At 54.1% G+C, this 12,753-nt stretch carries 10 protein-coding genes and 1 tRNA gene; 3 read left to right on the plus strand and 8 right to left on the minus strand.

Going from position 1 to position 12,753, the window contains the following annotated elements:
• Window positions 1-149: 149 nt before the first annotated feature.
• The gene (locus tag I6J23_RS02470; RefSeq protein WP_204582396.1) at window positions 150-1,496 is read left to right on the plus strand and encodes a glycosyltransferase; all 1,347 of its coding nucleotides are present in this window, start codon (window positions 150-152) and stop codon (window positions 1,494-1,496) included.
• A gap of 25 nt (window positions 1,497-1,521) precedes the next feature.
• Here I6J23_RS02470 and I6J23_RS02475 read toward each other — a convergent pair whose 3' ends face one another.
• From I6J23_RS02475 to I6J23_RS02505, 7 genes are all read right to left on the minus strand, one after another.
• Entirely contained in the window at window positions 1,522-3,042 is a 1,521-nt protein-coding gene (locus tag I6J23_RS02475; RefSeq protein WP_204582397.1) for a hypothetical protein, read from the minus strand.
• Window positions 3,043-3,141: 99 nt separating this feature from the next.
• On the minus strand, window positions 3,142-4,674 hold the full coding sequence (locus I6J23_RS02480; protein WP_204582398.1) for an MFS transporter: 1,533 nt from the start codon (window positions 4,672-4,674) through the stop codon (window positions 3,142-3,144).
• A 114-nt stretch (window positions 4,675-4,788) separates the two neighbouring features.
• Complete coding sequence (locus I6J23_RS02485) at window positions 4,789-6,042, minus strand: hypothetical protein (RefSeq protein ID WP_204582399.1); 1,254 nt, start codon at window positions 6,040-6,042, stop codon at window positions 4,789-4,791.
• A 238-nt stretch (window positions 6,043-6,280) separates the two neighbouring features.
• Window positions 6,281-6,368, minus strand: a tRNA-Ser gene (locus tag I6J23_RS02490).
• 108 nt (window positions 6,369-6,476) lie between these two features.
• The gene (locus I6J23_RS02495; protein WP_180962488.1) at window positions 6,477-6,638 is read right to left on the minus strand and encodes a hypothetical protein; all 162 of its coding nucleotides are present in this window, start codon (window positions 6,636-6,638) and stop codon (window positions 6,477-6,479) included.
• A gap of 154 nt (window positions 6,639-6,792) precedes the next feature.
• Window positions 6,793-7,284, minus strand: coding sequence for a tRNA adenosine(34) deaminase TadA (tadA, locus tag I6J23_RS02500; protein WP_204582400.1), 492 nt, complete (start codon window positions 7,282-7,284; stop codon window positions 6,793-6,795).
• Between the two features lie 9 nt (window positions 7,285-7,293).
• Entirely contained in the window at window positions 7,294-7,806 is a 513-nt protein-coding gene (locus I6J23_RS02505) for a tRNA adenosine deaminase-associated protein (protein WP_204582401.1), read from the minus strand.
• A 38-nt stretch (window positions 7,807-7,844) separates the two neighbouring features.
• On the opposite strand from I6J23_RS02505, the gene I6J23_RS02510 reads away from it, so the two are divergent.
• Complete coding sequence (locus I6J23_RS02510; protein ID WP_412523850.1) at window positions 7,845-8,882, plus strand: prephenate dehydrogenase; 1,038 nt, start codon at window positions 7,845-7,847, stop codon at window positions 8,880-8,882.
• A gap of 77 nt (window positions 8,883-8,959) precedes the next feature.
• Here the strand turns inward: I6J23_RS02510 and I6J23_RS02515 are convergent, their stop codons facing one another.
• The gene (locus I6J23_RS02515; RefSeq protein ID WP_204582402.1) at window positions 8,960-10,402 is read right to left on the minus strand and encodes a GuaB1 family IMP dehydrogenase-related protein; all 1,443 of its coding nucleotides are present in this window, start codon (window positions 10,400-10,402) and stop codon (window positions 8,960-8,962) included.
• A 151-nt stretch (window positions 10,403-10,553) separates the two neighbouring features.
• On the opposite strand from I6J23_RS02515, the gene I6J23_RS02520 reads away from it, so the two are divergent.
• A complete protein-coding gene (locus I6J23_RS02520) occupies window positions 10,554-12,611 on the plus strand; it encodes an OPT family oligopeptide transporter (protein ID WP_204582874.1) in 2,058 nt (685 codons plus the stop codon).
• The last annotated feature ends 142 nt before the right edge of the window (window positions 12,612-12,753 follow it).

Raw genomic sequence — 12,753 nt, forward strand, 5'->3', positions numbered from 1 at the left:
ACTCCGCACACCACACTTCACCGCGAGGTCCCTCAAGGAAAGCTATGCCCGCCTACTCTGCACGAAACCATGCAAACCATACCGACAACAGCCCAGCAGACTCTTCTGAATCTACTCAAAGACCCGCTCGCCAAAATATTGTGTTTGTCTTGTCTGGTAGCCGCGGCGATATCCAGCCCGCTGTAAGTCTCGGTCTGGAACTCCAGGACCGCGGTCACACTGTCACGTTCTTGTGCACGCCTAGTCTGACCACTTTTGCACGCACTGCCGGGATCCAGTCAGTGTTTCCCGCGGGGATCAATATCGGCGATATGACAGATCGCGCACGATCAACATTGGCGAGCAAAAACCCCGTCGCTATTGCGAAATTAGCTACGCACTTTCTTAAGCATTCCGTTGATGATCTACATCAAGACCTCATCAACTATTACTTTTCCGAAAACAGCACCCAGGGCTCGTCGGATATGGATCACCCCAAGCTCGCACAACCAACCTTGTTAATTGTGAATCCTATGTGTCAAAGACAGGGGACATCATTGGCTGAAAAATGGAGGATTCCCCTCGTTGTTCTGCGATATGCGCCAATTTCTCATAACAGCTATTCGGGTTGGCCGCATCAATTAACCCGCCGCGCACCCAAATGGATAAAGAAAAAATCATGGCACATTCAGGAGTGGTTCGACTTCTTCATGTACGGGCATTGGGAAAATACATTCCGACGCCATCTTGGGCTTGCTTCTCGATTTCACCCATTCACACGTTACTTACGCGACCACTCAGTGCCTCAACTACAGCTCTGCGACCCGAACGTCGTCCCAGACATCGCCGCAGAGTGGGCAGGCACCAACAAAATTTTTGTTGGGTATCTTGATCTTCCCGCCTCTGCGCGGCGTCGCCTCAACGAACCAGATACCCTCCCCGCTGATCTTGACCACTGGCTTTCCAGTGGTAGCGCCCCACTTTTTGTGAGCTTCGGATCAATGCCGGTATCGAACCCCACCCGCCTTGTGGACACCATTGTCTCCGTGGCCCGAAGGCACAACCTCCGCGTACTCTTTAGCGGATTCGACAGCACTACAAATGCCACCAACGACGAACCACGAGCGACGTCCACCGTCGGCAATCAAGGTCATGACGAGGCTAACGATGTGTACTTCACTGGAGCGATCAATCAGACTGCTGTCCTGCCACGATGCTGCGCTGCGGTTCACCACGGTGGGGCCGGCACGACCGCAGCCAGTCTGCGCTCCGGAAACCCCACCATGATTTATGCTTTCGGCTTCGAGCAACCTTTCTGGGCGTCGTGCATTGAAAACCTAGGTGTCGGAGTCGGGTCGTCAGTATCACGTTTGACCACTGAGCACTTCGCGAAAGACCTCGACCGTGCACTGTCGTCACCGGTTCGGGAGGCTGCGCGGGCATTCGCCGCCGATATGACATCACCTGACCAGGCATTATCGACGGCGATCCGCCTCATTGAAGACCAGGCTGGCTAGCTCGTTAGCGGCGTCCAGGCGGCGGTTACTGTCGGCCTGCAACAGCGTCCTGGACCGCCTCGCGGAACGCATGGAAGAACGTGCGCAATGATTCAGCAGCAACGGGATTATCAGGAGCCTGACTTCCGACGAACAACCCGTCGGGGTTACGGAAAACCCATAAACTGGCGTTCTTCGTTTTCCCGGTGCCCGTGAGCAGGCGAATATTCGATCCCTGGGGCTCCGTGAACCAGCTGAGATCCATATAGGTAACCAATTGCGGGCTATCGAAAATGCTCGCGTCCACTGCCCCAGCCGCTAACAGCGGCATGATTGACGCATGGACAGGTTCATAAAGAACTTCGCGCATGTTCTGCTGCGCCTGGGCAACGGTGGGCAAAATTTCATCGAAAGTTTCACCCTTTATATCAAATGTCAGCGGGTTGAAGTTGCAGAACCAGCCCTGTGAGGTCGCGTATTTCTTTCCTCGCGTGCTATTCACCACAATGGTTGAATACCGGCTTGTTTTCGCTGCCTTATGTTCTGCAAGCGCCAACAACGCGAAGACAACGGTACTAAAGCTAACTCCGTTCTCATGAGCTAACGAACGTAAAATTTTTACGTCATCAGCGTCGGCCAGAGTGAAGTCCGGTTGTGTTTCTTTAACAGGCTGGGGCTCATTGTCTTTGATTCCAGTAAGTAGGGGGAATCGTGGAGCACCGCCCGTGACCTGGACGAACTCCTGCATAAGCTTCGCTCCTGGCGAATCAGGGGTGACCGCAGCAGCTCGTTGATATTCTTCGCGGGTATATTCCACAAAGCTTGGGTGCGAATCTTCTACTAAACCAGGGGCAGGAGTACCGGTATACCTTGCCATTAATTCAAGAATGCCCACGCACAACGATAATCCATCGCCGAAAGCATGGTCTACTGCATAAAAAACCTCGCAGGATTTCCCCTTATCGACAGCACCGATAACAAAACCGGGAAAGTGATCGAATACCGCGTGCGTTGGTAAATAATCATTCAAAATGTCGTTCGCGGTTGTTCCGCCAGTGCCATCAGCCGAGTTTTTCTCCCCGGGTTGATCGCTACGCTGATCACGATCGGGTGCTTCCGCAAGAACGCGCGGGACAAGATCAATGGCTGATGAGGGAACCGTCCTCCGTTCTACTGATGCGCCACCGAATTCAGGCTGACCACCGCTAGCTTTGTCCGCGGCCGCGTCGGGCGCGTCAGCATCCGCGCCCTGTCCGCCTGCGGTATCCGTATTGACGACGAAGGTACTCCGCAATCCCTCATGCGAGCGCACAAAATTGTTTACTGCCACGGTCATTGCTTCCGTGTTCAGTGGTCCGGGGAGGGTGGCCACCGCGCAGGTGTAGGCGCGATGGGTGTTGCCTGCCTGCCGTTGAGTGAGAACTCCTCGGATGTGATCCTTCTGCAAAAACGATGGGGGCGTGGGATCCGTCGGCGTGTGCTTGGGGGCCTCAGTCATCTGAGCGGATGGTTCCCACACGGTTAGCGCTCCGTCGATAACCCACTCGCTACTTTCGATTGCTTTCATACTTCGTCAGCTCTCCTTTGGGTTTACATCTACCCAAATTGTTATATATTTTCCGATCAAGCGCTATGGGGTGGCGACCGAGGCGTTCGTAGCCAGTGGTTACAGGCCAGTATCCACAATTTCGCTCGGGTCGTTAATCTCACTCGGGTCGCTGTTTCCGCTATCCCGTAGGCGATCATCCCGGACAAAGATTGCTGCAACAACGACAACAACCATTAAGGGAACAAACGTCCCGAGAACAGGAATTAATGCATCGTGATAGGCCTGAGCGATGATGCCATGAACAGGCTCGTGTAACTGTTTCATTGACTCCGGAGTCAGCGATGCGAATGACACCCCAGTACCGGTTTCGGCAAAACGCGCGGTGGCACGGGAGGCGAAAAAGGCCCCGACAACGGACATTCCCAATGTGCCCGCTAAATCCCTGAATAAACTATTCGACGCTGTGGCTGTGCCCATCACCTTCGTCGAAAAAGAGTTTTGAACTACTAATACAGAAAGCTGGGTACCAAGACCGAAACCGACGCCCAGGACACATAAGACAGCGATAAGGACATATACACCCGAGCCAGTGTGGAGCGCACTTAGCGCAAGAAATCCTGCTACACAAAACGCGCCGCTCGTGACCAACAAAACCCTATACTTTTCGGTCTTGCTGACCATGAATCCTGAAATGAGAGAAAAGGCGAACATCAACGCGGTCATCGGAAGAAGGACGAAACCAGCGGTAACAGCGTCAATTCCTTCAACAATCTGTATATAGGCAGGCATATAGGTTGTGACGCCGAATGTTCCCAGAGCGAGCAGCATGCCGATCAATGTGGCGAGGACAAAGTTTCGGTTGGTGAGAATATACGGGGGAAGGACAGGGTCACCCGCATGCTTTTCTACCCACATACAGGCCACCATGCACGCCGCTGCGCCAACCATGCAGAAAAGAACTTTGGGCTGCCCCCAGCCACCATGGCCAGCCCAGGCTGTGCACAAAACGAGGAAGGTAGACACGGCACCAATAAGAACCATTCCGGCCACGTCAATACGAGAGGACTGTTTTTCTGGCTCCGGCTCCTGTAAGAACTTGAGACACAATAAAAGGGATACGATTCCGAAGGGAACATTGACGCCGAAAGTCCAACGCCAATTCCAATATTCGGTGATTAAGCCACCCACGACGGGACCGGCGACGGTAGAAATCACGAATACGCTACCGATGAAGCCCATGTACTTTCCGCGCTCTCGGCGAGGGACAGCGGCGGCTAAGAGAGCTTGGGAAAGAACAACTAAGCCCCCGCCACCCATGCCTTGAATAAAGCGGGTGATAACTAGCGCCATCATGGAGTTAACGAATGTTCCATATATGCATGAAATAATAAAAACGACCAAAGAAAAAAGAAATAGTTTCTTTAGTCCATATCGGTCACCCAGTTTTCCGTACATGGGAAGAAAAATCGTCGAGGCCAGCATGTATGAGGTGGAGATCCAGAGGATATGGTCACCGCCGTGCAGACTTCCAACGATCGTCGGAAGCGCAACACTCAACATCGTCTGGTTTACCGAAAACATAAACATTGCTAGGGACAAACCAATGACGATGAGCACTACGCTGCTCGAACGCTGACTCTGCTGAACCATAAAACCTCATATTATGAGTTGGACACGATGACATTGATAAAACGATCGCAAACACCGTGAACGGATTACGGCTATCACAATAATGCCCGTGAATAGTCGGCAACTAAATGGTAATTAAAGCTCTTGTCGCGAGCGCCAATCGAATCTATCAACGAGGCTTTTAATGTCTTCACTATCCTTAGCAAGTTTGGTTTGTGAAAAGTCACTAACAATAGGCTTATCAGGAAGCGGGGGCCATAGGCGAGCCATAGGAAGGCTGACATGGAAGTTCTCCATAAATTCGGCTACGGAAGCTGCACGAGCAACTGCCGAATTTGAATTCCAGCCCACCATAACTTCGTCAATCTTGGATATATCAAATCCAAGTTCACGACTCACCTGGTCGATCAATTCGTTCAACTTCGCCACATTTAAGTCATCTATGTGCTTAAGTCTGGCCGCCTCTTGCTCTAGCAGATTGTAATATTTCTGCAAGTCTCTTTCTTTGCGCCTTTTTATAAGCCATCGCACGTAGAAGCAAACACCCACTGCAAGAATTACGCAAACTATAAAATATCCGTGTAATACTTTCTCAAAACCGGATTCCGGAGTAGTGGGATCATTCCCGAATATAGCAAAAACTATAGCAAGAACAATGCTGCCGACAAACTGGAGGGTAAGAGCACTTATTATAAACAACGCAAAGTATAAAATCCTAATTAGCGCTGTTTTTGCAGGAAATTTAGTATCTTGATTAGGAGGTGACGGGAGAACACGTTCCTCGGTATCACGATATATCGGTTCACCTTTAAGAAGGAGATCTTGTTCCGCTTGACTGAGGTGATTAACAGCGGCGGCGAAAGCAATACTTACTTTCCGCTGCCATAACTCATTGAGTGCAGCTATAAAACGAATGCGCTTCTCAGCTTCAGGGCGATATGTATATTCGTAAAGTTTTCCTTCTGGTGTACTCCCCGCCCACATCGCATAATCTCTGTACCCTTGATTATCTTCACTCTTTTCTATTGTCGCTATGAGCTGCTGGCTTCGCTGATCGATAAGCTGTATCCCACGTTCAATTTGCAACTGGATATTGCGTAGTTCTCCTATCGACTCATCGATTTGGTCCTGGGTATGGTGTAACTCTCCTAAAGACTCCTTGTGGTGCCTCTTAGCTTGTGCGAGCCTCATTCCCTGAAGCATCACACTGGCCCATGCCGCCCGCTTCGTACTCCTCTGTGAAGAAGCAATGCTGTCAACATTTGCCGAGATCGTCCGGCTTCCGTCTCCGTATGGCATGGTGTCCTCCCAGCCCATTTCGCGACTTAGTGGATGCAAGTTTAGCTTGGATCCCTGATCTTCTAAATACTTTAGAGCTTCACGATCCACACATGTAAAGCCCTTGCAAGACGATTTGTTCTTTTCGACTTGTTCTCTTAGGCGATAATTCACATTGCCGACGACGGTCCAGCGAACTTTCGGAAAACGGGAGCGCCATGAAGGATAACGGCACCCCCGTGCAAATACGCGTTGCATCAATCCCCGAGCTTAAAAACACAGCGCACACAGCGGAGAAGCACATATGCGAAAACCCCCAACGGTTGATACCGCTGGGGGCTACATAATGCGGTGGCGGAGGGATTTGAACCCTCGGTACGGGGTTACCGCACACGGCATTTCGAGTGCCGCACCTTCGGCCGCTCGGACACGCCACCGCGAACTAGGTTAGCCTAGGACTCCAAGCAGCCAAAATCACGCCTATTTTCCCTGTTCAACAAGGATACCGACGTCATTACGCGGTAACTACAATTCCGCACTAAGAATTACTTGTCGAGAGAATCGAGGCCCTTCTTGACGCCTTCTTTCGCCTTGTCAGCCTTGTCGCCCAACTTGCTGTCGGCAACGTCGTTAGCCTTGTCCTCAACCTTGTCGCGGTTGTCGGAAATAGCGTCCTTGGCCTTGTCCTTCAGGTTGTCAAGATCCATCGTTAAACCTCATTTCGTAGTCGATAAAACCTGTGCTATCGACCGTAGCGATATTCGTGTTCCAATGCATCCTTTTTACGCGTTTTAGGCAAATTTTTTGAGAGGTATCCAAAGGGGGCGGCTTCACTTCGTGCCTTGCCAGTTCCGACGCAGATCACTCTCGACGCTGGACAAAAAACTTCTCCAGAAGGTGCTGACATTCTCGCTCCAACACACCTCCCCTGACATCGACAGGTGGAAAAGGCCACGCAGGATCACGCACAACATCAATCACCGAACCGCACGCCCCCGTTTTCGGCTCATACGCACCGAAAATAATGCCTCCTATGCGGGACGTCACCGCAGCGCCCGCGCACATTACGCACGGCTCTAATGTCACCACCAGAGTGTGGTTATCCAGGCGCCAACCGTCGCCCACCTTCCGGGCAGCCCTTCTCAGAGCGATGACCTCCGCGTGGGCCGTCGGGTCCCCCGTGGATTCACGCTCATTACATCCCTGCCCCACAACATGGCCCGACGCGTCAATCACCACGGCACCCACTGGAACATCGCCCGCCGGCGTTTGTCTCGCCACATCTAACGCCATTCGCATCCACCGTTCCGCCTGCTGCTCAGGAACAGGACGTGGCAGCCCAGCATCAATCACGTCAGCGGCCTAGTAATCGAGCTGCGCTACGTCGGCAAGCTCCTCATCCGCATTGATTTCCTCCGCAATGCGGAGGAGCTGCTCCGATGCCCACAACTCATCGTCGTCGCAAATCACAGCCAACACGTCACTGGGAACGCCGAGGTCCTCGAGAATCTCCAAATCCCCTTCCGGCCACGGTTCTGCGTCGGCCCGCTCATCAGGATCCATATCGGGGACGTCGACATCCAATTCGTCTAATACTTCCGCGGCGTAATCGTCCACAACCGCAGCGGTGGCGTCGGAAAGTAAAAGCTGTGTCCCCCGAGGCGTAGGACGGATGAGGACAAACCAGTCATCATCCACGCACACCATGCCAAAACTAGGCCCTTCGGAGCGCAAATCGCGCACCGCCCGCGTGGCCACATCAAGGTCCCACGAGGCACGCTCAGGGAGGATCCGGCCTATCCACTGCCCGTCTTGGCTTGTCAGTGCAACGGCAAAAGTTGGAGTCTGGCCGTCGTCGTTCACACCCGCATTCATATAGATAACCGTAGTCGGACTGTGCCACACTTGTCAGAATGAGCACCTCCACACCATCCGGCGTCTACCCCGACCCAGCCACAACACCCGGCAAGCACCATATTCTCCACGAGGACCGCTCTGTATGCATCCTCGGTTTAGGGCTAATTGGTGGTTCAATCATGCGCGACGTACAGGCCCGAGGGCGGCGAGTTTTCGGATGGGATCGCACGCACTCCACAGTGACAAACATTATCGACGACGGTTTCGACGCGTCGAGCGATTGCGCGGCCGTCCTTAAACGAGCCGAGGATGAGGACGCTCTTGTGGTGATTGCCACACCGATGAGCGCTGTGGGAACCATGCTCGACCGCATTGCCGACCACGCCCCCACCTGTGGAATTACCGATGTCGTTAGCGTGAAACAAGCCGTCATACGTGAGGTTCGCGCGCGCGGATTGCACGACCGCTTCGTGGGCGGGCACCCCATGTCCGGAACAAGCCACAACGGGTGGGACGCGTCTCAGACAGGTTTGTTTACAGGCGCACCGTGGGTGGTCACCTTCGATAATGCGCCCGCAGACAACAGTGACGACGGCCGGTGGCTGCGCGAATGGATGAGCGTGGTGAACCTCGCCTACGACGTCGGAGCCGAGGTGGTCCCGGCGCGGGCACAGTCCCACGACGCGGCGGTCGCTCGGATTTCTCATTTGCCACACGTGTTGGCTGACGCTCTGGCGGTGGCTGGCGACAATGGGGGCGCGCTGGCATTATCCCTAGCCGCAGGCTCTTTCCGCGACGGAACGCGCGTCGCCGGTTCGGATCCCGGACTGACCGAAGCCATGTGCGAGAACAACGTGGAGGAGGTACTCCGCGCCATTGAAGAAGTCCAAACCATGTTAGAGGAGGCCCGAAAGAGTTTGGGGGCGACGCCACCTACCGTCGCGGAACTGGCTGACGCTGGGCACCGGTCACGCATTCGGTACGAAGCGCGCACGGGGAAGCGCCCGGTTTTGCGGCTTCACCCCGGTGATGCTGACTGGGTGGATCAGCTTAAACAGGCAGAGAATCTCGGCGCGCGGATCGAAGTTTTCTAGGCACAAGGTTTTACGGCCGTTACGCCGTGGGCTTGTGACCGCTACGCCGTGGGCTTGCGGCCGTTACGCTGTGCCCGCTAAGCCTTCCACGACGATGACAGAGGCCGCCCTTCTGCATATCCAGCTGCCGATTGGATCCCGACAATCGCCCGCTCACGGAAGGTCTCAATACTGTCCGCCCCTGCGTAGGTAAACGCTGAGCGCACACCGGAAACAATATGGTCAACCTGGTCTTCTACGCCTGGGCGCTCCGGGTCAATGTACATCCGGGCCTGGGAAATGCCCTCTTCAAACATCGACCGGCGCGCGCGCTCGAATTCCTCGGTATGCAGGTTGCGATGCTCCACTGCCCGATGAGACGCCATGCCGAAGGATTCTTTATACGCACGGTCATCATTCTCTTTGATCAAGTCACCCGGGGATTCCAGGGTTCCAGCAAACCATGATCCAATCATGACGTTGGATGCGCCGGCAGCCAGTGCCAGGGCGACGTCGCGCGGGTGTCGGACTCCCCCGTCGGCCCACACGTGAACACCGACCTCACGGGCTTTATCCGCACATTCTTTCACGGCAGAAAACTGCGGACGGCCTACACCGGTCTGCATGCGAGTCGTGCACATTGCACCAGGGCCGACGCCAACTTTGATGATGTCCGCGCCAGCGGCCGCAAGGTCTTCCACGCCTTCTGCGGTCACAACGTTTCCGGCGACAATGGGAACACCCAAATCCAGGGCTTTTACCTTGCGTAAAACGTCAATCATGTGCTGCTGATGACCATGTGCGGTGTCAACAACGATGACATCGGCACCGGCCTCAACCAGTGCGGTCGCCCGCCCAGTAGCGTCACCATTGATGCCAATAGCTGCGCCAACGCGAAGTTTATTGTCGTTATCTACGGCAGGTTTGTACAGCGTGGCGCGCAACGCCGCCTTGCGCGTCATGATGCCCTTCAATGCTCCATCGTGGCTGACGACGGGAGCGAGTTTCCGCGAAGCCTCGGAGAGGCGGGCGAAAGCCTGTTGCGGGGTGGTGTCGTCCTGAAGAGTAACCAATGATGTGCTCATCAACCGGCCTACTTGGGTGAAATTATCGACGCCACGCAGGTCTTTTTCTGTCACCAGGCCGATGGGTTTGTCATTCTCGACGACGATGGCTGCTCCATGAGCACGTTTGGGCAAAAGATGACGCGTGTAGCCCGCGGTGTGATGCGGTTTCACGGTGATGGGTGTATCGAAAACCAGGTCGGAGGACTTCACGCTGGCGATGGTGCTGGCAACGATATCTGCGGGCACATCCTGCGGGATGATAGCCAGCCCACCACGTCGGGCAATTGTCTCCGCCATACGTCTACCAGCTACAGCGGTCATGTTAGCCACGACAAGAGGGATTGTTGTCCCCGTGCCATCGTCGGTGTGTAAATCCACTTTTTGACGGGATCCCACGTCGGAACGCGACGGCACCATGAAGACATCATCATAAGTGAGTTCGTACTGCGGGACCGTACCGTTTAAGAAACGCATGGAGCCTATCGTACGGGCCACACTCAGCGTGTCAGTAAAATACCGCGGGTACGCTTCCCCAGAAGAGCTTGGAAGAAAGAACGTCATCGTGGAAAAGAATGATTCCTCCGCTCCTGCGGACCCTGAACTACACCCCCATGGTTCGCTGGACATGGCAGCAAAGCGGGCACCGTCAACCCGAGAATTCACACTTCGGACTGTTATTCTCGGTGGCTTAATTACGCTGGTTTTCACCGCGGCAAACGTATATCTTGGGCTCAAAGTCGGTCTTACTTTTGCCACTTCTATCCCCGCTGCCGTTATTTCGATGGCAATTTTGCGGAATTTTAAAGACCACACCATTGCAGAAAACAATATTGTTCAAACCATTGCTTCTGCGGCGGGAACATTATCTGCCATTATTTTCGTCCTCCCTGGGCTAGTCATGATCGGTTGGTGGTCGGGTTTTCCGTACTGGGAGACGGCCGCTTTGTGTGCAATCGGCGGCATGTTGGGCGTGATGTATTCCATACCCCTACGACGCGCCCTCGTCACCCACTCCGACCTCCCCTACCCCGAGGGTGTTGCAGCAGCGGAAGTCTTAAAGGTGGGGGATACCCACGCGCACGATTCTGTTACCGACGGTGAACAGTCGTCAGTGACTTCATCCACCGATATCTCAGAGCCGGCGCCATCATCCGCGGTGGACGAAAACCGTATGGGGCTGCGAATGATCGTCCTCGGTGGGTTAGCGTCGGGTGGCTACGCGTTGCTCGCTGCAATGAAGACGGTGGCGTCAGAGATTTCGGCAGCGTTCCGTATCGGCTCAGGGGCGACCATGATCGGTGGATCACTGTCACTCGCCCTCATAGGTGTGGGCCATTTAGTGGGGCTTTCCGTCGGATTTGCCATGGTGGTCGGACTTCTCATTTCTTACGGCGTTCTGCTTCCGCTGCGTACAGCCGGTCATATTCCGCCGGGAACTGGCGCTTCGGGGCTAGAAAGCATCGTGTCCGACTCATTTTCTAGCGACGTCCGCTTCATTGGTGCTGGTACGATGGCCGTCGCTGCTGTATGGACACTTATTAAAATCACTGGCCCCATCACCAAAGGAATTAAAGATTCCTTAGTGTCGTCGAGGGCTCGCCATTCAGGGAAAACGGTCGATATTACTGAGCAAGACATTCCGTTCCCCGTCGTCGCGGGTGTAACGATTTTCTCGATGATTCCCATCGGCCTATTGCTGTGGTTATTTGTGAAAGACACGTCCATCGCGCACCACACCGCTGGGCTGATCGGTATCAGCATTGCCTATATCCTGCTTATTGGTCTCGTCGTAGCGAGTATTTGCGGTTACATGGCGGGCTTGATTGGGGCGTCAAATTCTCCGATTTCAGGCGTCGGAATAATTGTCGTTATTTCCGCAGCTCTCCTGATTAAAGTCGCTATGGGGGCCGAATCACATTCTCATTCCGACGTACTGATTGCCTATACGCTCTTCACCTCAGCCGTTGTCTTCGGTGTGGCCACAATTTCCAACGACAACCTACAGGATCTGAAAACGGGGCAATTAGTCGGCGCCACGCCGTGGAAACAGCAGGTAGCGCTCGTCGTCGGTGTTCTTTTCGGATCTGCGATTATCCCCCCTGTGCTTCAACTGATGATGTCCGGGTTCGGCTTTGCCGGCGCACCGGGCGCAGGAGATGACGCACTGGCGGCGCCCCAAGCCGCACTAATGTCTTCGGTTGCGCAAGGTATTTTCGGTGACTCATTAGACTGGTCATTGATCGGTCTGGGAGCAGTAATCGGCGTCATCGTTGTCATCATCAACGAGATTGTGACCGCAACTTCTCATGGTAAATACTCACTACCTGGTTTAGCAGTGGGAATGGGAATGTACCTGCCCAGCTCTTTGACAGTCATTATCCCGATCGGAGCGCTCATTGGGTACATCTACAACCGTTGGGCGAAGAAACAACGCAATCCAGAACTTGCACGTCGGCTCGGGGTACTACTAGCGACGGGGTTGATTGTCGGTGAATCCCTCTTTGGTGTGCTCAATGCTGGGATTATCGCCGCGTCAGGAAACAGTGACGTTTTAGCGATTGCTCCAGATGAGTGGGAAACGGGAGCAGCTATCTGTGGCGTTGTCCTCTTTATCGTGTGCATCGGTTGCGCCTACCGCTATTCCCGGACTCTGGCGCGGGCATCATTCACCCGAGAATCATAAGGCGGAATCACCCTCCATACAGGGGTAAAGCTAATAAACGGTACGACGAGGATAAAGCAGCCGTAACCTACGGTAGAGAAGGTAGAAAAGCACAGCTTATCGCACCTTCCGAAGGCGCGATACTAATTTTTTCAAAAAAATC

Source organism: Corynebacterium kroppenstedtii (assembly GCF_016894245.1).
GTDB lineage: Bacteria > Actinomycetota > Actinomycetes > Mycobacteriales > Mycobacteriaceae > Corynebacterium.